Origin of the sequence: Shewanella psychromarinicola, assembly GCF_003855155.1 — a bacterium.
Classification (GTDB): domain Bacteria; phylum Pseudomonadota; class Gammaproteobacteria; order Enterobacterales; family Shewanellaceae; genus Shewanella; species Shewanella psychromarinicola.
The window spans coordinates 3,898,024-3,920,611 of the sequence record NZ_CP034073.1 but is presented as its reverse complement, the minus strand read 5'-3'; the positions used below and the strand labels follow the sequence as shown (position 1 = coordinate 3,920,611).

18 protein-coding genes and 1 pseudogene are annotated in these 22,588 nt (G+C 40.9%); 7 read left to right on the top strand and 12 right to left on the bottom strand.

All coding sequences use genetic code 11. The features are described 5' to 3' along the window. Positions 1 to 39: 39 nt before the first annotated feature. From EGC80_RS17075 to EGC80_RS17060, 4 genes and pseudogenes are all read right to left on the bottom strand, one after another. Positions 40 to 1,500 (bottom strand): hypothetical protein, encoded by a 1,461-nt coding sequence (locus tag EGC80_RS17075; protein ID WP_206191994.1) that lies wholly within the window; start codon positions 1,498 to 1,500, stop codon positions 40 to 42. Position 1,501: 1 nt separating this feature from the next. After that, the gene (locus EGC80_RS17070; protein ID WP_124011526.1) at positions 1,502 to 2,902 is read right to left on the bottom strand and encodes a tyrosine-type recombinase/integrase; all 1,401 of its coding nucleotides are present in this window, start codon (positions 2,900 to 2,902) and stop codon (positions 1,502 to 1,504) included. 90 nt (positions 2,903 to 2,992) lie between these two features. After that, a pseudogene (gene bcp / locus EGC80_RS17065) lies at positions 2,993 to 3,328 on the bottom strand (thioredoxin-dependent thiol peroxidase); the annotation flags it as partial. 108 nt (positions 3,329 to 3,436) lie between these two features. Then, the gene (locus EGC80_RS17060) at positions 3,437 to 3,973 is read right to left on the bottom strand and encodes a glycine cleavage system protein R (protein WP_124011524.1); all 537 of its coding nucleotides are present in this window, start codon (positions 3,971 to 3,973) and stop codon (positions 3,437 to 3,439) included. A 284-nt stretch (positions 3,974 to 4,257) separates the two neighbouring features. Between EGC80_RS17060 and dapA the strand changes: the two genes are divergently transcribed. From dapA to EGC80_RS17040, 4 genes are all read left to right on the top strand, one after another. Continuing rightward, entirely contained in the window at positions 4,258 to 5,142 is an 885-nt protein-coding gene (dapA, locus tag EGC80_RS17055) for a 4-hydroxy-tetrahydrodipicolinate synthase (protein WP_124011523.1), read from the top strand. A 4-nt stretch (positions 5,143 to 5,146) separates the two neighbouring features. After that, positions 5,147 to 6,244: an outer membrane protein assembly factor BamC gene (gene bamC, locus EGC80_RS17050; RefSeq protein WP_124011522.1), complete on the top strand. Its 1,098-nt coding sequence runs from the start codon at positions 5,147 to 5,149 to the stop codon at positions 6,242 to 6,244. A 494-nt stretch (positions 6,245 to 6,738) separates the two neighbouring features. Then, entirely contained in the window at positions 6,739 to 7,821 is a 1,083-nt protein-coding gene (locus EGC80_RS17045; RefSeq protein WP_101031775.1) for an efflux RND transporter periplasmic adaptor subunit, read from the top strand. Then, a complete protein-coding gene (locus tag EGC80_RS17040; RefSeq protein WP_124011521.1) occupies positions 7,818 to 10,913 on the top strand; it encodes an efflux RND transporter permease subunit in 3,096 nt (1,031 codons plus the stop codon). Before EGC80_RS17045 ends, EGC80_RS17040 begins: the two co-directional genes overlap by 4 nt. Before the next feature lie 150 nt (positions 10,914 to 11,063). Here the strand turns inward: EGC80_RS17040 and EGC80_RS17035 are convergent, their stop codons facing one another. Both EGC80_RS17035 and fadE read right to left on the bottom strand, forming a co-directional pair. Continuing rightward, on the bottom strand, positions 11,064 to 11,495 hold the full coding sequence (locus tag EGC80_RS17035) for a PaaI family thioesterase (RefSeq protein WP_101031772.1): 432 nt from the start codon (positions 11,493 to 11,495) through the stop codon (positions 11,064 to 11,066). Between the two features lie 93 nt (positions 11,496 to 11,588). Beyond that, the gene (gene fadE / locus EGC80_RS17030; RefSeq protein ID WP_124011520.1) at positions 11,589 to 14,036 is read right to left on the bottom strand and encodes an acyl-CoA dehydrogenase FadE; all 2,448 of its coding nucleotides are present in this window, start codon (positions 14,034 to 14,036) and stop codon (positions 11,589 to 11,591) included. A gap of 250 nt (positions 14,037 to 14,286) precedes the next feature. On the opposite strand from fadE, the gene EGC80_RS17025 reads away from it, so the two are divergent. Then, positions 14,287 to 15,063, top strand: a complete 777-nt coding sequence (locus EGC80_RS17025; RefSeq protein WP_124011519.1) for a class II glutamine amidotransferase — start codon at positions 14,287 to 14,289, stop codon at positions 15,061 to 15,063. On the opposite strand, the gene EGC80_RS17020 is transcribed toward EGC80_RS17025, so the two are convergent. From EGC80_RS17020 to trhA, 3 genes are all read right to left on the bottom strand, one after another. Beyond that, on the bottom strand, positions 15,049 to 16,041 hold the full coding sequence (locus tag EGC80_RS17020; protein ID WP_233768533.1) for a DUF3108 domain-containing protein: 993 nt from the start codon (positions 16,039 to 16,041) through the stop codon (positions 15,049 to 15,051). The two genes, EGC80_RS17025 and EGC80_RS17020, sit on opposite strands and share 15 nt — an antisense overlap. Positions 16,042 to 16,084: 43 nt before the next feature. Continuing rightward, on the bottom strand, positions 16,085 to 16,429 hold the full coding sequence (locus tag EGC80_RS17015; protein ID WP_124011518.1) for an MGMT family protein: 345 nt from the start codon (positions 16,427 to 16,429) through the stop codon (positions 16,085 to 16,087). A gap of 135 nt (positions 16,430 to 16,564) precedes the next feature. Then, positions 16,565 to 17,248, bottom strand: a complete 684-nt coding sequence (gene trhA / locus EGC80_RS17010) for a PAQR family membrane homeostasis protein TrhA (RefSeq protein ID WP_124011517.1) — start codon at positions 17,246 to 17,248, stop codon at positions 16,565 to 16,567. Positions 17,249 to 17,689: 441 nt separating this feature from the next. On the opposite strand from trhA, the gene EGC80_RS17005 reads away from it, so the two are divergent. Next, positions 17,690 to 18,343, top strand: a complete 654-nt coding sequence (locus EGC80_RS17005; RefSeq protein ID WP_124011516.1) for a hypothetical protein — start codon at positions 17,690 to 17,692, stop codon at positions 18,341 to 18,343. Positions 18,344 to 18,731: 388 nt separating this feature from the next. Here the strand turns inward: EGC80_RS17005 and rrtA are convergent, their stop codons facing one another. Both rrtA and queC read right to left on the bottom strand, forming a co-directional pair. Further along, positions 18,732 to 19,358 (bottom strand): rhombosortase, encoded by a 627-nt coding sequence (gene rrtA, locus EGC80_RS17000; protein WP_232772044.1) that lies wholly within the window; start codon positions 19,356 to 19,358, stop codon positions 18,732 to 18,734. Between the two features lie 196 nt (positions 19,359 to 19,554). After that, positions 19,555 to 20,262 carry a 7-cyano-7-deazaguanine synthase QueC gene (gene queC, locus EGC80_RS16995; protein ID WP_124011515.1) on the bottom strand — a complete coding sequence of 236 codons (708 nt, stop codon included), beginning with the start codon at positions 20,260 to 20,262 and terminating at the stop codon, positions 19,555 to 19,557. A 211-nt stretch (positions 20,263 to 20,473) separates the two neighbouring features. On the opposite strand from queC, the gene queE reads away from it, so the two are divergent. After that, on the top strand, positions 20,474 to 21,142 hold the full coding sequence (gene queE / locus EGC80_RS16990) for a 7-carboxy-7-deazaguanine synthase QueE (RefSeq protein WP_124011514.1): 669 nt from the start codon (positions 20,474 to 20,476) through the stop codon (positions 21,140 to 21,142). 93 nt (positions 21,143 to 21,235) lie between these two features. On the opposite strand, the gene EGC80_RS16985 is transcribed toward queE, so the two are convergent. Next, positions 21,236 to 22,297, bottom strand: a complete 1,062-nt coding sequence (locus EGC80_RS16985) for a PLP-dependent cysteine synthase family protein (RefSeq protein WP_124011513.1) — start codon at positions 22,295 to 22,297, stop codon at positions 21,236 to 21,238. Positions 22,298 to 22,588: the final 291 nt, after the last annotated feature.

The following is a 22,588-nucleotide window of genomic DNA, read 5'->3' as shown; positions in this document are numbered from 1 at the left end:
AATACCTTTAAGATTTTGCTTATTTTAAGCTATAAATCTCTACAGTTTCATTAGACCATTACAGATGTTGCCATCAGCGTCTTTATCCGAATAACTCAGCGGCAGTAAGATGCCCTTTATGGCTAAGTCTGTGTAACACGATAAAATGCAGTAGGCAGCAGTCGTTGCGCCTAGAGTAGCATTTGTTTTTGAGCACGGGCGAGTGACTTTACTTACAACAGTTCGGCCAAGTGTATTCATCTCTTTTTTTAGCTCGATAACATGCTGGTTTCGATAGCTGTAAAACAGCTCTTTAAACCATGGCTGACAGGATGCACGAGTGGGTGATAGTAGGTTTAACTCGACCATCAGGTGCTTATTTAATTCATTCAAATTGAGCGAGTTACTTTCCTCCCCTTGGTTATTCAACGTAAACAGTAACTCAGCGCCTTTTTCGCCACCGCCATATAATGCTGAAAGAGTTTCAAGGGTTTTGATAAACTTAACTCCATCACGTTTATCAACATCGAAACTCTGGTTGGTAAGTATAGCGTCTACCTCTTTGTTTGCGCGTGACTTAAAGCTCGATACCTTAGCCACTTGTAAGCTTTTATCCCGCTCATCAGTATGAATCGTGATTGGATGAGCGATGCTTTTTACGTCGCTATCGTTTAATGAGGTGAAAAAGCACATTAGATGATAAGCCGCCCCCATCGCCATGTTAAACGCAGCTGAATGCTTTACCGATGAGCCCGTTTTACTAAGCCCATGGTTTTGTGTTTTGAGAGACGTTTTAATTGAAATGATTTCTAGGTGGCCACCTAAGTCAATAACGACAGGCAGCTCGTCAGGCATGACAAGGTTTTCTTTTTTTTCCGCAATGAGCTGTGGGGCTAGGATGAAAAATAACTTACTCAACCGAGCAACAAGCACCTCTTCTTCAGCGTCAGAGTAACCCTTATATGGTGTCATTTCGCCAGAAAATCCTCGGTGATGGGTTGCCCATGTGTCAGCGGGTAATCCACTCCATAAAAGGGCGGTACGAAGTGATGAAGTCATATTAACTGCTGAGGTTTCATTAATACCCAGTTCATCACCGTGGTCCATTTCCCATAGTCTTTTGGATGGGCGGTACATTTTAATCCGGTGCCGAAGTTCGCCATCATTTCCGGCATATTTTAAATAGCCCGCTTCGGAAAAGGGATCTACTCCGACTGCGTCACAAAAGACAATGAAGGCTCTTAATGCATCGTAGGTGGCCGTGATGGTTTGCGTCGACCTGCCATTATCAACATACTGGTAGGCTTTTTTACAAAAGTTCCTTAAAAAAGGAATACGGCTGTCGATTTTGACGTTATTGCTGTTTGCTGCCAGGTGTAACAGATGTGATATATCAAACTCGGTTGCCTTTATGTTTATGAGTTGCATATAGGGGATGGTTAGGTGCAACGGAACCACATTCTTACTGTTTCTAACGTGCTTTACCGTCTTTGAGTTCTTTGCGAGTGGACTTTTTGCCATGCTACCACCCCTTATTAATTTTGTTGTTTTTGCTCTGTGCAACCCGTAACTGCTCATCAAACTTATTCATGAACTTAATATACTTTTCCGTGGTTGAAGTGTCTTTGTGCCCCATAAGCTCAGCTAGCTCGTCCATCAAAAATTCATAACCCACATTTCGTGTTTGAGACTCATTCCAAAGCCAATTAGTGGCAAAGGTTGAACGTAAATCGTGTATTCGGTAATACCATGTCGGGTCTATCGTTCGGATGAGCCTTCTCAACACTCCGAAATGAACTTCCAAAGTGTTTTCTCTGTAAGGGGTACCTTTATTCGATAAAAAAAGGTAATCAGTGCAATCCAACTCACTTTTAGAATCTATCAACTCCTTGCGTATGATTAGTTTTTTATGCCTTTGCTTACTCTCTTTGTATTGCTCTAATTCTTCGTAAAGTGCTAGAGGGATCTCAACAGTACGGGGCTTACTACCTTTGGTGTGTGTAATGCGAACAGGTATGACGTCTAATTCACTAAAATTCTTATTTCCAATAATGTCCGCAGGGAAATGAGTGACTTCATCTATCCTAAGTCCAGACTGCTCGCATAACCGAAGCATTAGGGATATAGATTTTGGCAATAAATCTATATACTTATAGAATGAATCTTTATGGTCTAAAGTCATAGGCTTCAATTTTTTATAAATAGGTGTATTAGCATACCTTGGAAACATCTTCATGATGTTTGACATTTCATAAACACGTTTTGCGTCAGATTTAGTATGAGCAAGCATATCGTGCTGATTAATGGCTTCATAAATCTCAACAGAAGTGAAATGCGTTAATACATGTTCATCATCATTTTTGAGATAACCATGTCTGTGCATCCATTTATAGAAGCCAATAACGGCCCCCATATAGCTTCTTGCTGTGGCAAGTGAGTATGCTTCATCACCTGTTGAATTTTGTTTAGCACGACAGTTTGCTAAAAGGTGTTCAGCAAAGCGCCATGGCGCACCTTCTTCTTCATATTTAGTTAGAGACTTATAAGTTAGATACTCAGGAGGAATCTCGTTACCATCGTCATCGAATTGTGGATAATGGGTAGAATCTAAGTAACGAGAATAAGCAAGTAACCCTTTTGCAATTGAGTCGGTGTCTTTAACGGCTCCCGCTCCGCGTAATTTGGAGACTAGATAAAGTGATTGTGGGTAAACAACACTTCCATCAGGTGCAATGATAATGTTAGTTTTCTTCGAGCGTGATGGAAGGTTGGAAGGGGAAAGGTTCGCTAAGAAAGTGACTTCTCCAGAGTCAGCATTAATGCTCTCTGAAATTTTAAGTTTCGCTAACGTATCTACTACTATTGATAGCAATCGATAGTCATCATAAATATCAAATTGATTTTCTTCATGCGTTCTTGTCACAAAATATCCTCAGATATGTTAACCACACATCAAAGATAGCTTGTCATAAAAAATAATCAAGGTTTTTTGTCATGCAATTTTATCAAGGGTAAATTTTTTCTCGCCCCACACACCAAAACCGTCAGCAACGGCATGGTCTTCATCACTTAACAAAGCAAAATTGAGTTGTTGTTTGTCTGAAAACTTGGCCAGTTTAGCCACAGGATCAGGGCTAATGCCCAATACTGTTACGTTTAAGCCATCAAGTTGTGCTTTGATATCGCGCAGGCCTTGTGCTTGCACTGTGCATCCGGGAGTCGATGCCTTAGGGTAGAAGTACACCAACACAGGACCTTTCGTTAATACTTCCTTTAACGATATGGTTTCACCTGCTTGGTTATTAAGACTAAATTGTGGTGCGTTATCACCGACCTGTAATGTATTCATCAGTTGTCCTTAATATTTAAGATGCGATTTCTGCTCAAAAAGCCCTGAGAAGTTCACGTTAATCGCATCAATATGGATTGTATTACCGTGGTTAAACATTTTTAACTATTATGGCGCCGCAATACCTTGCATACGTTTAATGGTGCACTCTAATGACAAAGATTCAGCCAGTTCATGAATACCTTGTTCAAGCTTCAATAGATTGACTTTATCGGGGATATTGATAGCGAGTAGAATCGACTGAGTTTTAAGATTGTTATTATCTTCAGCGTGGGAGCGGACTGCACCTAAATCGAGGCCTCTTTCAGCCAAGAAATGGGTAATGCTCTTCATGGTTCCGCGTAGATCTTCACCATTAAAAATAACTTCAATACGAGAGACAAAGTTTTTGGGCGTATGTTTGGATGTTCGCTTCATTACCGTCATGAGTTCAAGTTCAACACTCAACACGGGTAATAAGCTTTCGATTTTTGTCATCGCTGACCAAGATCCTGATATCATCATAATTAAGGTAAATTCATTACCAAATAATGCCATACGACTGTCGACTATATCGCAATCACAATCACTTGCTAAACGCGCTAAACGACTCACTAATCCAGGACGGTCTGCGCCCATTGCCGTAACGACCAGATAATTGGTCATGGATTTTCCTCACTTTTTGATATCTTAGAGCGAAAACTTATGCCAAAGCATGTAAGTTTTGGTGCGGGTGTTAATACTATCATTTTTCACTAAAACACCTCAATATACTAACCTATATCACTCACATAAATGTGATTATTTTTTAGCGCTATGGCTTCAAAGATGCTAGGTTACTGTGCAATAAATAGTATAAATAACTTATTTCAGATTCTGGTTACCGTAGAGCTTGTCATTAGTGGTTGGCATCAGTAACATAGCGAATCCTGAAACCGTGGGGAAGATAGATGATAAACGGAAGCATCGTAGCCTTAATCACACCAATGAATAGTGATGGCACAGTAGATTATGCAAGTCTTGAACGACTTGTTGAGTTTCATATTGAACAAGGTACTGATGCCATTGTCGCGGTCGGTACTACAGGCGAATCAGCAACTTTGCCTATGACAGAGCATGTGGCTGTTGTTACCCAAACGGTTAAGTTTGCATCAGGTCGTCTGCCTGTTATTGGTGGTAATGGCGCCAATGCCACTGCAGAAGCAATAGAATTAACCAAAGCAATGCAAAAATCAGGTGTTGTCGCCATGCTTGGCGTGACCCCTTATTACAATAAGCCTTCGCCAAAGGGGCTCATTGCCCATTATAAGGCGGTTGCTGCAAGTACTGACATTTCGCAAATTCTTTATAATGTACCAGGTCGTACCGCTGTTGATATGAAACCCGAAACCGTGGCGGAATTATCAAAGGTGAGTAATATTATTGGTGTAAAAGAGGCTACTGGCGATTTAAGCCGGGTCTCACGTTTGCGCGAATTGTGTGGTGATGAGTTTTTACTTTACAGCGGTGATGATGCCACAGCACGCGAGTTTTTATTGCTGGGTGGTAATGGCGTTATTTCCGTAGCGAATAATATTGTTCCACATGCGTTTAAAGCCATGTGTGATGCCGCATTATCTAAAAATGCTCAATTAGCTGCCACCATTGATCAACCATTGATGGGCATATATCGCTCTTTATTTTGTGAAGCCAACCCAATCCCAGTAAAATGGGCTGTTCATAGAATGGGTTTGATAGCTGATGGTCATATTCGTTTACCTTTAACTGAACTTTCTGAGCAGTTTCATGGTCTGTTAATAGAAACAATGAAACAAGCTCATATCGAGGTAAAATAAATTCATGTTAAAGAAAGTCACTCCGTTACTCCTTGTTGCAGCTATTACAGCTTGCAGTACACCATTAGATCGCCGTCAGGCAAATGGTGATGATGATTTCGTCAATGCTGAAACTACGCCATTATTGACGATCCCACAGGGCTTGAATACGCCTACTTACAGCAAAGAATATGATATTCCCGCTGTGGGCAATAAAGTAAACAAGCAACTTGTGGGTAAAAATCTTGATATTCGTGCACCATTGCAAGTATTACCAATGGCTGAAGGCACACACATCGAAGAAAGCAATGATAATATTCGAGTGGTGATTGAATCGATTGAAAGTACCACTGATTTAAATCAAGAAATATTTGATGTGATTAATGGTTATCTAGCCAAAAACAATATTGCTGTGCGTAGTGAAGATATGGCTGCAGGCTTTATTGAAACTGATTGGATTGAAAATGATGAAGTCATTGAATCTAATTGGTGGAGCAGTGACAAAGTGTATCAACTTCGTCAACGCTATCGTTATCAAGTAGAGGTGAAATCTCACGGTCGTTCAGGCTCTGTCGCAATTGATTTAATTGAACATCAAGAATTTTACGATGATAAAGATCAAAAGATTTTATTAAATGGTGAAGACAAGCGTCGTTATACCACTGATATGCTAAATAATGCCATTGCTTATATGAGTATTAAACGTGATCAAGCTATCCGTGCTGCACGGATTGAGCAAAGTCTTGGTATTAAAGTTGATTTAGTGACGAATGCCAGCGAATCTGCTTATTGGTTAGCTGATGCAAGTTACAAATCGGTTTGGGATCGCTTACGGTTAGTGTTACCGGAAATGGGTTTTGATGTTGTTGATATGGATAACAGCAAAGGCTTGTTTTACATTAATTTAGAAGAAAGCGGCGGTTTCTGGAGCTCTTTATGGAGTGAAGAAAAGTTGTCATTGAAAAAAGGCAATTATCGTCTACTGCTTAAAGAAACCGAAGATGTTAATCAAACTAAAATATTGCTGCGTGATGTAGAAGACAAACCATTACCTGATGAGTCTATTACAGAAGTGTACAACATTATCTCAGACTTAATGCAAGAAGACCGTAAAATTCGTTAAGCGTTACGGTTAACGACTTTATCCTAAAAGAGACGCTTCGAGCGTCTCTTTTGCTTTGCCGGCTATACAGTTTTAATATTCATTTTATTCAATGGGTCGTTAGTCTGCACATATTAATGTCTTCAGTTCAATCCATATAGACACGATAACGCGAGCTCCTTTTTTAAATAATCCCCCAGAAAAGCTTAACTCTCGCAGAATGAACCGAGACTTAAAGTGATGCTATAAACGATTTGTCACAGCATGTGTCGACAATCAGACCTCTATATTGGATTGATATTCACATAATGCGTAAAAAGCAAAAAATATGCATTATTATTGCTTTAAAAGCACAATATAGTGCATATAATTTCGATGTGAACCTTTTGCTTGATATGTTCGTAGTTTGTAAATGAAAGTAAAACAACTTGATGTAGTTTTATTGCTAAGTACAATCATACAAGTTAAAAATCATATATATAATTCATTTAACCTTCGATGGTTACGGACCTGAAATGAAAAAGATAATTGTACTGATCGCCATAGTGTTGGCTGCGCTGTCGGCTTACTATTTAATGTTTCCTCAAGAGGCCGTCATTCAACGTCCGAGACCTATACCTAATGTGGTTGTAGCTAACGTGGCGATTATGCCTATTCGTGATGAAGTAGAAGCTTTAGGTACAGGAAAAGCGTATGAATCGATCATAGTGACATCAAAAATCACTGAAATTGTAACCAATATTAATTTTAAAGATGGTGATTTGGTCGAAAAAGGTACGCTATTAGTGCAATTGAGAAATGACGAACATAAAGCCAAAGTGGCCGTCACTGAAATCAAATTAATTGAAAATCTACGTGAATTGGATCGTATCCGTTCATTGGTCACCAGCAAAACCATCGCAGAATTAGAACGAGACCGGTTACAAAGTTTAATCGATACCACTCGTGCGGAAGTCGAGCAAGCAAAAGCGGCACTCAATGATCGCACTATTAAAGCGCCATTTGCAGGTAAATTAGGCTTACGCCAAGTGAGTGTCGGCAGTTTGGTTACCCCTGGTGAGCAAATCAGTACGTTAGATGATGTGAGTAAAATCAAATTAGACTTTTCAGTGCCAGAACGTTTTATCCAAGAATTACAACCAGGTAAATTAGTGGAAGCCAGAGCCGTTGCTTATCCAGACCAGATATTCAAAGGCGTTGTGACCTCGATTGACAGCAGGGTTAACCCTGAAACCCGAGCGGTAGTCGTGCGTGCGGTAATGCCTAATGATGATTATAAGTTACTGCCCGGCATGCTAATGAAAGTCCGTCTTATTAAGCAAAGTCGTGAAGCATTATTGTTACCAGAAGCCGCTATTATTCCTATTCAAAACAAACATTATGTGTATGTGGTTAATGCAGAAAATAAAGTTGAACAGCAACAAGTTACCTTAGGCACCCGGACGCGAGGTTGGGTTGAAATAACCAAAGGGCTTAAGGTTGATCAGCAAGTGATTATTCGCGGTATTTTAAAAGTTCGACCTGGAGATAAGGTTCAAGTTCAACAAGCTGAAAACTTCAATTTTGCTCTTATTGAAGCAATGGAGAAGTCGGCATGATCTTAACTGACTTATCGGTTAAAAGACCGGTTTTTGCATCTGTTATTAGTATCTTACTGATTGTATTAGGTTTAGTATCATTCGGTAAATTACCCTTGCGGGAGTACCCAAATATTGATCCGCCGATTGTGTCGGTCGAGACCAGTTATCGTGGCGCCAGTGCTTCTGTCGTCGAGAGTCGAATTACCCAACTTATCGAAGACAAGATCAGTGGTGTAGAAGGGATACGTCATATTAGTTCTTCCAGTAGTGATGGCCGTTCAAATGTCACTATTGAGTTTGATATTAATCGAGATATTGAGGCTGCGACCAATGATGTGCGCGACCGCATCTCTGGTTTATTAGAGCAGCTTCCAGAAGAAGCCGATGCGCCATCCATTTACAAAGCCAACGGCAGCGACGAAGTGATTATGTGGCTGAATTTAGTGTCCGATCAAATGGATATCTTGCAGCTTACGGATTATGCCAATCGTTATTTAGTCGATCGTTTTGCCGTAATTGATGGGGTGTCGACATTACGTTTAGGTGGCGGCAAGGTGTATGCCTTGCGAATTTGGATTGACCGTCAAGCGTTAGCTTCGCGCAATCTAACCGTCTCTGATGTTGAAGATGCGTTACGCTCTGAAAATGTTGAATTGCCAGCCGGGTCAATCGAATCGAAAGATCGTCACTTTACGGTGCGCCTAGACAGGGTATTTAAAACGGCGAATGACTTTTCTAACTTAGTGATCAAGCAAGGTGAGGACGGTTATTTAATTAAATTAAGTGATGTCGCCAAAGTAGAAATTGGTTCCGAGGAAGAGCGTATTATCTTCCGAGGCAACAAAGAGGCGATGATTGGCTTAGGCGTCAGTAAACAATCTACGGCTAATACCCTGGACGTCGCGCGCGCGGCGAATATCTTGGTAGACAAGCTTAACCCAACATTGCCAGCCGGCATGAAGATTAAACGATCATATGACAGCTCAGTGTTTATTGAAGCCTCTATTGCTGAGGTTTATAAAACACTGTTTATTGCCATGGTGTTAGTTATTATCGTTATTTACTTGTTTTTAGGTTCCGTGCGAGCGATGTTAATTCCAGCCATCACTGTGCCCGTATCTTTAATGGGGACCTTTATAGTGCTATATGCACTAGGGTATACCATCAACTTACTGACATTGTTGGCGATGATCCTCGCCATTGGCATGGTGGTCGATGATGCCATTGTGATGCTCGAAAATATTCATCGACGTATTGAAGAAGGCGATTCACCGTTAAAAGCAGCCTTCTTAGGCGCGCGTGAAGTGGCATTTGCCGTGTTGGCAACAACCTTGGTACTTGTTGCTGTGTTTATGCCGATCACCTTCTTAGAGGGTGATTTAGGCAAGCTGTTTAAAGAGTTTGCGGTCACCATGAGCGCGGCAGTGATTTTTTCCAGTATTGTGGCGTTAACGTTAAGCCCGATGATGTGCTCAAAATTATTAAAACCCGCAAACCAAGACCCGTGGTTAGTTAAACAAGTCGATAAGATGATGAGTAAGCTATCAAGTTGGTATTTGATAAGTTTACAAGCGGGCATGAAAAAACCGATTTTAGTGTCATTAATTGTACTGTTCTCGTTTGCATTAAGTGGGTTTTTATTGAATAAAATCCCCCAAGAATTTGCCCCACAAGAAGACCGGGGTTCTATGTTTTTAATTGTTAATGGTCCTCAAGGCGCAAGCTTTGAATACATTGAAAAATACATGGATGAAGTCGAAGGTCGGTTAATGCCACTGGTTGAAAGCGGCGAAATTAAGCGCTTATTGATCCGTGCCCCTCGTGGTTTTGGAACCTCTGCTGATTTTTCAAATGGTATGGCGATCATTGTGCTCGAAGATTGGGCTGAGCGCCGCAGTGCTAATGAAATTATTGTCGATATCCGTAATCGCTTATCAGATTTAGCCGGCATTCGTGCTTTCCCGATTATGCGCCAAGCGTTTGGTCGCGGTGTGGGTAAACCTGTGCAGTTTGTTATCGGTGGTCCAAGCTACGAAGAACTGGCGGAGTGGCGTGATATTATGCTTGATAAAGCCAAAGAGAATCATAAAATCATTGGTTTAGATCACGATTATCAAGAAACCAAACCACAGTTGAGAGTGGTAATTGATCGGGAACGCGCGGCAGATTTAGGTGTGTCGATTTCCCATATTGGCAGAACATTAGAGTCAATGCTGGGGTCGCGCTTGGTCACAACCTTTATGCGCGATGGCGAGGAGTATGATGTTATTGTTGAAGGTAATCGTGATAATCAAAGTACTGCGACTGATATGGAGAACATTTATGTTCGTTCTGACCGCTCGCAAGAACTGATCCCGTTATCAAACTTAGTCTCGGTTGAAGAGTTTGCCGATGCGAGTTCGTTAAATCGCTACAATCGTATGCGTGCCATCACGTTAGAAGCCAACTTAGCAGATGATTATACTCTGGGTGAATCGTTAGATTATCTCAATGAACTTGCTGTGACGTATTTACCTGCAGAAGCGGTGATCAGTTATAAAGGTCCATCGTTAGATTACCAAGAGTCGGGTAACTCGATGAACTTTGTATTCTTACTAGCATTGGGAATTGTTTTTTTAGTGCTTGCGGCACAGTTTGAAAGCTATATTCATCCTTTGGTGATTATGTTAACTGTACCACTCGCGACTTTAGGTGCGCTAATTGGGTTATGGTTTACAGACCAAAGTATCAATATTTACAGTCAAATTGGAATTATCATGCTGGTTGGCTTGGCTGCTAAAAACGGTATCTTAATCGTTGAATTTGCCAATCAATTACGCGACCGAGGTGTTGAGTTTCAACAAGCGATTTTACAAGCTTCGACTCAACGTTTACGGCCCATTTTAATGACCGGTATTACCACTGCTGCAGGCGCTATTCCATTAGTGTTGTCCAGTGGAGCAGGGGCTGAAACTCGATTTGTAATAGGGGTAGTGGTGTTGTCAGGTATTTTACTGGCGACTTTCTTTACCTTGATTGTTATTCCTGTTGCTTATAGCTTATTTGCCCGTAATAGCAGCTCACCGCAAGCGGTGGCGAAGCAGTTAGAAATAGAATTACAAGACGACTAACTTTACTTTTTTGAGTGATGTCAAAAGCCAGTTATGCAAATGACTGGCTTTTTAGCTTTTTCGGCGGCAGTTTAATCGACGATTTTATTGTGGTTGCGATCTCTTTATAGGTGACTTTATGGTGACCGGGTCATTCTTATAGAGAAATAGCTATGCGCCACGTAAAATTAAGCAGCTTGCTGTTGCCGTGGCCAATAGTTTGCCGTCTTCAGTGGTTAATGTTGCTTCAGCAATGCCCAATGATGTAGACAAGTTCATCACGCTACCTTTGGCTAATAAACGTTGTTTTTGCGGTACTGGGCGGACCATCTTAATGTTTAAATCTATGGTTGAATAGCCGACACCAGCAGGCAAGGCTGAATGAACTGCACATGCCGTTGCCGAGTCTAATACCGTGGCGGCAAAACCACCATGAACGCCACCCATAGGGTTTAAGTGACGCTCATCAGCGAAGGCCTCGAAGGTAACCGATCCTTGGCTCACTTCAATGGCCGTCATTGGCATGGTTTTGGTGATGGAGGGAGCTGGGATATCGCCATTGAGCATGGCTTGCATTAATTGTAATCCGGTAAAGTGCTTCATGTTAACCCTTTGTCTATCTGAACAATCTGTAGCAATAAAAAAGGGTAAAGCTTGCGCTTTACCCTTTTTACTTTAGGTTTATAACCTAGGCAGCTAGGCTGCTTTTTCTCGCTTAGCTTTAGGCGCTAGTTGCGCGCGGAGCTCATCGGTATCGAAGTCATCAACGTTAATTGATTTCAAACGACCAATTTCAGCTCGTTCAAGTAAAGCGATTTCGCTGTCGCTTAACACACCAAGCGCTTTACCTTCTGCAGCAACTTTGTCTAACCACATAAATGGTAGACGTTTACCGGCAGCTTTACAGACTTTGTCATACAGTGGTTCTGCAGCTAGGATATCCTTAAACGTTTGTTCTTGGATACCAACAGGATTGAACTCAGATGGCGTCCAGAACTGGCCTTTACCTAAACGGTCACGGCTAGCACAGGGGGTTTGCATAATCTTAGCTACTTTGTGATCTAATACATCACTTGGACGCTTAATTGGACGACCGAATGGGAAGATCACCGCACGAAGCGCAATGCCTAAGCCCATTGGGAAGTTGTTAAGCAAGTCATCTAACGAATCTTGTAACTTGTATAACGAATCTTCAACAGCCCATTGCACTAACGGTAAATCTTCAGTTAAACGGCCATCGTCTTGATAACGTTTTAATGTGGCAGAGGTTAGGTACAGCTGACTTAACAAGTCACCTAAACGAGCAGAAATACGCTCTTTACGTTTTAGGTTGCCACCAAGGGTTGCCATCGCTAAATCAGATAATAATGCTAAGTTAGCACTGAAACGGTTCATCTGTTGATAATAACGTTTAGTTTTATCTGAGTAAGGGCTATTGGAGAAACGAGATGAGGTTAAGCCCATCCAGAAGCTACGAATGAAGTTAGATGTTGCAAAACCAATATGACCAAATATCGCGGCGTCAAAGTTAGCTAAACCACGGTTTGCATCCGTATCAAATGCAGACTCCATTTCGGCCAATACATATGGGTGGCAGCGTATTGCGCCTTGACCATAAATGATCATTGAACGAGTCAGTATGTTTGCACCTTCTACGGTAATTGCAATCGGTGCTGCTTGATAGCCACGGCCTAAATAGTTATTAGGGCCAAGACAAACACCTTTACCACCATGAATGTCCATTGCATCAATAACACACTTTTGCATTCTGTCGGTTAAGTGGTACTTAACGATGGCAGAAATCACCGAAGGTTTTTCACCTAAATCGATAGCAGTAGTCGTTAATGTGGCAACAGCATCCATTAAGTATGCGTTACCACCAATACGCGCCATTGGCTCTTCAATACCTTCTAACTTACCGATAGGTAATTTAAATTGGCGGCGAATACGAGCGTAAGCTCCAGTCGCTACCGCGGCGGTTTTTACTCCACCGGCTGAGTTTGAGGGTAGGGTAATACCACGACCCACTGACAAACATTCAACCAACATTCTCCACCCTTGGCCTGCCATTTCTGGACCACCAATAATGAAGCTTAATGGCACAAACACTTCGTTTCCGCGTGTTGGACCATTTTGGAACATACAGTTCAATGGGAAGTGACGACGGCCGGTTTCAACACCAGGAACATCCGTAGGGATAAGCGCACAAGTAATGCCTAATTCTTCTTTGTCACCTAAAAGGTGATCAGGGTCGCGTAGTTTAAATGCAAGACCTAATACGGTCGCGACAGGTGCTAACGTAATATAACGTTTGTTCCACGTTAGTTTCATGCCAAGAACTTCTTCGCCTTGGAATTCACCTTTACATACAACGCCGAAATCTGGGATTGAACCAGCATCACTGCCTGCTTCAGGGCTCGTTAATGCAAAGCATGGCACTTCTAAGCCTTTCGCTAAACGTGGTAAGTAATGATCTTGCTGATCTTTAGTACCGTAATGTTGCAATAGCTCGCCAGGGCCTAGTGAATTGGGTACGCCTACTGTAGAGGCTAGTTCGCTACTCACGCCGGCCAACTTTTGTAACACACATGATTGAGCATAAGCTGAATATTCAAGACCACCGAATTTTTTCTTGATGATCATCGCGAAGAAGCCATGATCTTTTAAGAATTGCCAGATCTCCGGTGGTAAATCCCCAAGCACATGAGACACTTCATGTTGATTAAGCATTTTACAGACTTCTTCAACCGGACCATCTAGGAATGCTTGTTCATCGGCAGTTAACCGTGCTTTTGGGTAGTTGTGTAATTTGCTCCAGTTAGGGTTACCGGCAAACAAATCTGCTTCCCACCACGTAGTACCAGCTTCAATGGCTTCTTTTTCTGTTGAAGACATCTCTGGCATAATACCGCGATACACTTTTATCAGTGGGCGACTGATAAAATTCTGCCTGAATGATTTGATATTGAGTGGCAGTGCAATAACAATGAAAATAATCCATGCAATTACACCAGTAATGTCTAAAGTGCTACCGACAACGAGCACAATGGCTGCTGCAACTGTGGTTGATAGTAGGGATACCCTTAGGTATGCCATAGCGCCGAGCACAAAGATCATCGCGATGATCCAAAGTAGGGTGGTCAATGTACTTCTCCTTAAAACTATTCAAAATAGGTAATGAATAGCCCGTCAATTGTTGATCTTATTCACAGATTCGATCGTGGTCAGACCTGTGTCACGTAAAAGTTAACCTTATGCAGACTCGATTACAAGTGTTTTTCAAACAATTGTTTAAATATTTGTGTGACAGAAATATTCCACTCAATAAGCTTAGTATATACAATACGTTTATAAGAAGTGTTTAGCTCAATATGGCAATAAAAAGGCAAGGTTAATGTGTGAATTACTGGCGATGAGTGCCAATGTACCAACGGATATTGTATTTAGTTTTACGGGCTTAGCTGAGCGCGGTGGGGTAACGGGTCCTCATGTTGATGGCTGGGGGATTACCTTCTATGAAGGCAAAGGACACCGCACCTTTAAAGATGCTTGTCCTAGCAGTAAGTCACATATTGCAGAGCTCATTAAGTCATATCCAATTAAAAGTGAAATAGTGATCAGTCATATTCGCCAGGCAAATCGAGGCTGTGTGTCCTTGGTCAATACTCACCCATTTAGTCGTGAGCTTTGGGGCCGTTATTGGACCTATGTGCATAATGGTCAATTAACTGATTATCAGACTAAATTTATCGTGTCACGGTTTCAACCTGTTGGAGAAACTGACAGTGAACTGGCTTTCTGCTGGATATTGGAATCTGTGGTCAATAAATTTGGTGAGTATGAACCTGACAATATGAATGAGGTGTTTGAGTATATTGGCCAACTTGCCGATGAAATAAGACAACTAGGTGTATTTAATATGTTGCTCAGTAACGGCATAGACTTAATGACTTACTGTACCAATAATTTATGCCACATCACTCGCCGAGCTCCATTTGGAAAGGCAACCTTGATCGATACCGATGTGGTCATCGATTTTAGTCAAGAAACCACCCCCAATGACGTGGTGATAGTAATTGCCACCCGACCGTTAACCAATAATGAAAATTGGGTTATTTTACAGCCAGGTGAGTGGACGTTATTCCGTAAAGGTGAGTTAATCCGTCGCTAATTGCTTAATGTTGTCTAATTCTGACTCACTGATGCCTGCGTCATTTTCAGCATCTGCCACTAGTTTATCAAGCGCTGCTGAACCTTCATGCTCAGGACCATCAATGAGCACGGGGGTCATTGGTGGCAATGCTTGTTCAAATTGATAGCTTGCTAGCTGAATATCCAGTTGCTTGCTGCCTTTTGAAAAATGACTTAATCGCACCGGTAGATAAGCTAAATCTGGTGCCATCCAGAAAAATGTCTGTCTTTTGGTACTATCGCGAACAACTTCAACCTTAACCGTATCGTAAGTGCCGCTTTCTATGATGACTTTTTCTTTGCCTAATACTCTAAATTGATAGTCATCGACTTCTTTTTCTTTAACCATTTTATAATCTAACGGTCTTATATTTGCAGCGAGATCCATTCTAAATTGTAATTGCACCATTAAAGGATCAAATACTTTTTCTTCGTATGGCAGTTTTAATGCTTCCTGCTTATAGATGGTATGAATAAATTGTTGGGCTTTGGCAAATGCAGTCTGTTCTGTGTAATCACTGCCTGTACCTGTCCGTTCATGTATGTATCTAAATGGCACCAATTTACCATCTTCTAGGGTGAACTCGCTTTTAAGGTGACGTTGATCAGACAGTATGAATAAACTGACATCGCTATCAAAATGATAACTGTAAAAACCGCTATCGGTTGCAGGTAAGCGATAATTTGCTACACCTAATTCAATGCTGCCATAAAATACGTTGTATTTAGCGGTGTGGGCCGTCAAGGGTGATAAAATAGCCGCTTTTTGGATACCACTTAATGCCGCAGTTGGATTAACTTGTTCACCTTGTTTTCCGATAACAGCGGTTTGTGACACACCTAATGGCTCCGTCATCTCAGCATCTGAAGTCAGCGGTTGGTTGTCAGAGGCGTGTGCGAAAATCACAGGACTAATACACAAGATCAACGTGAATAAGCGAGTTAATTTATTTGCCAATGTATAATTACCTTAAAGTATAAAAACAGTTAACAATCTGATATTAAAAGGGTAATGTCATTACCAATGTGGCAATATCAGGTTTCCATTGATATTGAGACAATGAAATCTTGCCTGCGTTCACTTCTATACCTTCTAATCTTAATAATTCTTGTTGGGTTCGAAAAGGTTCAGTATTGTTAGCGAATGATATTTTTCCTTGGCTGTTAATGACACGATGCCATGGTAATGCTAATGATTGTGGTGCTAATTTTAGGGCTCGTGATACGTAACGCGCCCGTCCTGGTAATCCCGCTAAATCGGCGGCTATGCCATAAGGTAATACATTGCCTTTGGGGATGAGGTTAACAATAAACCAGATACGCTCCATCGAAGAAAGGGTTGCCATTACATTCCAAACAAAGATGCTTTAGACGCAATAATGATTAAATATTGAATATTAGGCAAGGATAATAAAAATAGCATCAAGTGTACAATCGCAATATAGGTGATAGCGAGGATATAATAACTGTATTATCAACGTTTAGAGTACCGTTAAGTAGATACATAAAAAGTGTGACACCGCGCCGCCGAGCACAAACAAGTGCCATATAGCATGATTAAAGGGAATACGTTTTCCAATATAAAATATCACTCCCAGACTATAAAATAAGCCCCCCGCGAATAATAAGCCTAAACCTACATCACTCATGTGTTGGTTTAAATCGCTGATTACGGTGACACATAACCAACCCATCACTAAATATAACACCACACTAAACGCTTTAAATCGCCCGATAAATAAGGTTTTAAAAATAATACCGCCAAGTGCCAACGCCCAAATGGCGATAAGTACCCTTGTAGCTTGTGGGCTTTGAAGGCTTATCAACATCATTGGGGTATAAGTGCCAGCGATGAGGGTATAAATGGCACAATGATCTGCCATCTTAAAACGGCGACGCCAAAGTGTTGTTTTACTTGAATGGTACAATGTTGAGGCCAAAAACAGCGCAATAATACTAATGCCATAGATAAACACACCGGCTAATTGTATGAATGATAAGTGTGCAGGGGCTTTGGTTAACATTAGGATTAAGCCGACTATTCCCGCTAAGATACCTAAGCCATGGGAAAGACTGTTTGCTGTTTCTTCTTTGTGACAATAGTCAGAAGCAGTATGAGTTAAGTTATCTTGATGAGCTGACGATGTGGCTATGGATGAATTCATGATTGTCCGTTGTGTTGTTGAATGGAAATGAATCGAAATCAAGTCTAACAGTGTCCAACTACAATAGCATTAAATTGGTGAACACGTGTAAGCTGAATATGATCCTTGGGTCTACATCCGTTTGAACTGCTATAGCTGTAGTACAAAAAATAGCAAGATAGTTTGTTCATACAAGCTAATAATCTCGACGCTGCCACTGTAAAGGTTAGACATATGACGCAAACATTAAGGCTGTTCGTTGTGCTAAAACCCTATCGCAGGATAGCATGCAACAACCTTTTATGATGTACAGCTAACAGTGCATTGAGTTAAGTGAAGTGTCCATTGGTCGTTATGTTTAACTTAATTAATCTTACTGTGTGTCGCTTATGCGGTGATTAACGCTATACTATGGCAATGAAACCTGTATTACTTTATTCATAATTATTTTATAAGTATCCTATGGCCAATCCTACGCGAAATGTCCACGCTAACACTGATGAGTCCTCTGTGTGGGGTAATGAAACCGCTCAAGTTAATGAGATTGCTAAGATTGACTTTAATGAAGATATGACACCTTTTATTGATCCTCAACAACAGGATGTCGATGACAGTCAACTTCATGCTCATCAACAACGAGTTGCGAATAAGATTAAACTGCAATTATTGGGGGCAATTCAGTCTCAACATAATTTGGCAGCGCCTGGAATGACTGAGATAGATGCAGAAACAGAAACAGATACAGCCCCAATAGGCTCTGTTGTTAATAAGCTTATTACCCGAATAATGACATCAACAAATGCAATGATTATTGTTGTTACGGTACACGTGTTACTGATTATTTTTGCGAGCATTTATTGGAAAGTCGATGTTGGTGGTTTACTCGATATTCCGCTAACCGATGCCGCAAGTCGCAATCAAGCTGAGCCTTTACCCCCACTTAAAAGTTACCTCATCACCCAAGCCGAGTATGACAAATTGGTTGAGCGAGCTAATCTCAAATCGAATGCAACCAATAATACGGCAATAATAGATGTACCTGTTACTGAGGTTATCAATAATGATGTGGTACAAGCGCCTGAAAAGGCAATGTCTAGCACTGATCAGCGCAAGTAACCGTCACTGAGTTAGTCTTTCCGAGTTGGCACCCGTCACCAGTAATCTAGATAAGCTTGATTGTCTGCAAAAAGGTTAATGCTTCAATGTGTTGATTGGATCAAATTGGTTCTAGACCGCTTCGATACAGTAGTCTATTGATATTCTTGCTGCGCACTGACTTGTGATCAATACTGACTTGTGATCGATACTAGGTCGAGAGTGTTACCGGTAGCTAAAGCATCAGTGGCATGGCTTATGTGATAAAAGTGCAATAGCGGAGCAAAGTTTAAACGGTGTTAAATGAGCCTTTGCTTGTTTGTTGAACGGCAATGAATAGTCACTTCAATCAACGAAAATTGGTTGAAGTGTAATTGAGCTGAATATGCTCAATAAGGCGAAGCGGAGATTATACTTTTTTATACTTAAAACGGTGAACGACACTAGACCAGCATAATGCACAGATCATCCCACTGATTAAGCCGACAAAATGGGATTCAGTGGCAACTCGCGCATTAATCAATTGAGTAATGCTATCGCTCGCACCAAATAATTGCTCATATCCCACTTTGATGATGACACCGAGCAAGAGTAAATAACCTGAACGATAACCTCTGCGGATATCCATTACCGCGCCAAATACAAATAAGCCATGTAATAATCCACTTAGCCCCACATAGGCTTTCAAGCTAGGATAAAAAATATATAAGCCTATGCCCTCTAACAGGCATAAACTGAAAAAAAGCAGCAATAATTTACCGGCGTGCTGCTTATAATGAACTTCATGGAGGAAGATAATGACCCAGAAACCGGCTAAATTCATTAGCAAGTGCCATAAATTAGTATGCAGCAGGTTACCGGTGATTAATCGCCAAACTTGACCATGAGCAATTGCGTCATACTGATAACTGAAATACTGATCAGTAGGCCAAAATGAAGGCGAAGGTAAATCTGCCGCAAAAAGCCCAATACAAATGAGGCTGATCACCACAACAACATGATATAGGCCAACAGTGTTTGATTTATGTTTTAACAAAATATCCTCTATACTCACCGTCAAATTTCAGTCAAGCCAATTTGTTTTGAAGACACTGAGTTAACTGTAGCGCAAAAAGGTTATTTTGAGTTAACCCTATGTCGTTTTGGTATCTTAATGAAAAATAATGCAATAACAACAGAGGGATATTAAAGTGTAAACCTCTGTTGTTAGTTAAAGAGTGTGAACGATATGGTCATATTTTATTGTTTAACGATGTCATGACTGATTGACTATTTTGCAGATAATCATCTAAGCCTCGTTGACGCAGTAAACATGCAGGACAATCTCCACAGCCCTCACCAATAATACCGTTATAACAAGTTAACGTTTGTTGTTGCACTAAGGCTAATTGATGATATTTGTCTGCCAATGCCCATGTTTCAGCTTTATTGAGCCACATTAGTGGGGTAACGATTTTAATCGGTTTGTCCATACCTAAAGCTAAAGACGATTGCATCGATTGAATAAACTCGTTACGACAATCTGGATATCCGGAAAAATCCGTTTCACATACGCCAGTAATGATAACCTCACAACCAAGTTGATAAGCATAAATACCCGCTAAGGTTAAAAATAGTATATTACGCCCAGGCACAAAGGTATTTGGCAAACCATTATTCATCAAATCATGTGATACGGGAATGGCGTCACGCGTTAACGCAGAAATGGCCAACTCGTTTAACAAGGTAGCATCCATGACTTTATGGCTTGCTAATTTCAACTCTGTTGCCAATGATTTTGCCACTTCTATTTCTTGACGATGACGTTGACCATAATCAAAAGTGATCCCATGTACTTCATCATATTGTGATAAAGCTTGGATAACACAAGTAGTTGAATCTTGACCGCCACTGAAAACAACAAGGGCTTTAGTTGGTGGGTTTTGCTTTGCATCTGGCATGGATATACTCATTAACGTACTGAACTGACGGGTAAGATCGGTGTGATCAACGCTTAGTGGTTCAAGTAAATAGAAATGATATTTTACCTAAGGCAGACCCAACTGCAAAGCCATAGGTGTAAATACTTGCAGCTAATGGCAAAATACTCTATAAATGCCGCCCCGTTGAAAGTCAGGTAGCCGATACTTGTCGCTAAAAGTAAGGTAAACGATGAAATATCCCATTAACGAAGTATTTGAAACAATACAAGGTGAGGGCTCATATACTGGTGTTGCTGCACTGTTCGTGCGCTTACAGGGCTGTCCTGTGGGTTGTGCATGGTGTGATACTAAGCAAACTTGGGATGTATTACCTGAAAATAAAGTTACTGCGGATCAAGTTATTCAAGTGGATGGCACCCTCGGTCGATGGGCTGATCATACTGGGCAAACATTATTGCAAGCGTTCACAGAGAAAGGATTTACGGCTAAGCACATAGTGTTAACCGGTGGTGAGCCGTGCTTGTATGATTTAACAGAGTTAACTACCGACTTTATAGAGGCTGGTTATAAGATCCAGATTGAAACCAGTGGTACTTTTGAAGTGAAATGCCATGCTAAGGTTTGGGTAACTGTATCACCTAAAATCAATATGAAAGGTGGATACAAGGTGCTCGAACAAGCATTAAACCGCGCAAATGAAATTAAACATCCGATCGCCACAGAATATCATATTGAAGAATTAGATGAGCTATTGCGAAATATTGATGTCAGCGATAAAACCATTTGTTTGCAACCGATCAGCCAAAAGGCCCGCGCGACAGAACTTGCAATAAAAGTATGTATTAGTCGTAATTGGCGATTATCTATCCAAACACACAAATATTTGAATATCGATTAGCAGGTATTTATTTCAGGCACAATTGTGTCAACACAGTTGTGCCATAAAAAAGCCGTTGAACACAGGTTCAACGGCTTTTTTATGTTCGGATAGTTAACTCAGTAAACCTGTGTCATTAAACGCGGTCAGTTTTTCTCGATAGTGCTCAAAACAACCAATGTTGTCCTCAATCCATTGTGGATTGTAATAGGTATCTAGATAACGCTCTCCGGCATCACAAATCAAGGTCACAATCGAGCCTGTTTGACCGGCAGTTCGCATCTGCGATGCCAGCAACAATGCGCCGTATAAGTTTGTGCCGGTTGACGCACCGGTTTTACGCCCGATGAGTTGTTCTAACCACTGAATCGTTGCGATTGAGGCGGCATCAGGGATTTTAATCATGCTATCAATCACACCAGCAATAAAAGACGGTTCAACGCGAGGTCGACCAATGCCTTCAATTTTACTGCTTTTATCACTAACCAGAGTGGCATCACCACTGTGAAAGTAATCATAAAATACTGAATTTTCTGGGTCAACGACGCACAGTTGTGTTTGTTGTTGTTGATAACGAATGTAGCGGCCAATGGTGGCACTTGTACCTCCAGTACCAGGGCTCATGACAATCCAACTTGGAATTGGATAAGGTTCTCTTTCCATCTGATTAAAAATCGAGTCAGCAATATTGTTATTACCCCGCCAATCTGTTGCGCGTTCAGCATAAGTGAATTGGTCCATATAATGACCCTTTAACTCAGTGGCTAACCTTTCTGATTCTGCATACATTTGACTGCCATTATCGACAAAATGGCATTGAGCACCATAGAATTCAATTTGTTGGATTTTTTTCTTGGCGGTAGTAGTTGGCATCACTGCGATAAAAGGTAATCCGAGTAATCTTGCAAAATAGGCTTCCGAAACGGCGGTGCTGCCAGAGGAGGATTCAATAATCGGGGTATCTTTTTTTATCCAGCCATTACAGAGCGCATACAGAAATAGTGATCGAGCTAAGCGATGTTTTAAGCTACCAGTGGGGTGAGTACTCTCATCTTTTAAATAAATGTCTATTCCATCAAGTTGTGGAAGATCTAATTTTATAAGATGCGTATCTGCAGAACGTTGATAATCGGCTTCTATTTTTGCGATGGCCTGATTGACCCAAGTAGATGACATGCAATTGCACCCGTTATTCCAAAAAGGAATAAATAATAACTAAAATACAAACTTAAGAGTAGTGTTTATCGACACAAGGAAACAATTATTATTGAATAACGGCGATGAAGGGCAATATTGTTGAGATCAGCTAATCACACAACAATTAGAACAACAATTAAAACAACAATTAGTGCACAAGTAACCCAGTAGTGAGTACAAGTACTACCACAATAAATAACACAATAGTTATCACAACAGATTGTTAGTACAACAGATTGTTAGTACAACAGATAGTGAGTACAACAGATA

What these genes read in the sequence shown, in the direction of transcription:
- EGC80_RS17075 (WP_206191994.1), bottom strand. Translation starts at nt 1,500, where the DNA reads ATGGCAAAAAGTCCACTCGCAAAGAACTCAAAGACGGTAAAGCACGTT.
- EGC80_RS17060 (WP_124011524.1), bottom strand. Translation starts at nt 3,973, where the DNA reads ATGACCAATTATCTGGTCGTTACGGCAATGGGCGCAGACCGTCCTGGA.
- dapA (WP_124011523.1), top strand. Translation starts at nt 4,258, where the DNA reads ATGATAAACGGAAGCATCGTAGCCTTAATCACACCAATGAATAGTGAT.
- bamC (WP_124011522.1), top strand. Translation starts at nt 5,147, where the DNA reads ATGTTAAAGAAAGTCACTCCGTTACTCCTTGTTGCAGCTATTACAGCT.
- EGC80_RS17045 (WP_101031775.1), top strand. Translation starts at nt 6,739, where the DNA reads ATGAAAAAGATAATTGTACTGATCGCCATAGTGTTGGCTGCGCTGTCG.
- EGC80_RS17040 (WP_124011521.1), top strand. Translation starts at nt 7,818, where the DNA reads ATGATCTTAACTGACTTATCGGTTAAAAGACCGGTTTTTGCATCTGTT.
- EGC80_RS17035 (WP_101031772.1), bottom strand. Translation starts at nt 11,495, where the DNA reads ATGAAGCACTTTACCGGATTACAATTAATGCAAGCCATGCTCAATGGC.
- EGC80_RS17025 (WP_124011519.1), top strand. Translation starts at nt 14,287, where the DNA reads ATGTGTGAATTACTGGCGATGAGTGCCAATGTACCAACGGATATTGTA.
- EGC80_RS17015 (WP_124011518.1), bottom strand. Translation starts at nt 16,429, where the DNA reads ATGGCAACCCTTTCTTCGATGGAGCGTATCTGGTTTATTGTTAACCTC.
- trhA (WP_124011517.1), bottom strand. Translation starts at nt 17,248, where the DNA reads ATGAATTCATCCATAGCCACATCGTCAGCTCATCAAGATAACTTAACT.
- EGC80_RS17005 (WP_124011516.1), top strand. Translation starts at nt 17,690, where the DNA reads ATGGCCAATCCTACGCGAAATGTCCACGCTAACACTGATGAGTCCTCT.
- queC (WP_124011515.1), bottom strand. Translation starts at nt 20,262, where the DNA reads ATGCCAGATGCAAAGCAAAACCCACCAACTAAAGCCCTTGTTGTTTTC.
- queE (WP_124011514.1), top strand. Translation starts at nt 20,474, where the DNA reads ATGAAATATCCCATTAACGAAGTATTTGAAACAATACAAGGTGAGGGC.
- EGC80_RS16985 (WP_124011513.1), bottom strand. Translation starts at nt 22,297, where the DNA reads ATGTCATCTACTTGGGTCAATCAGGCCATCGCAAAAATAGAAGCCGAT.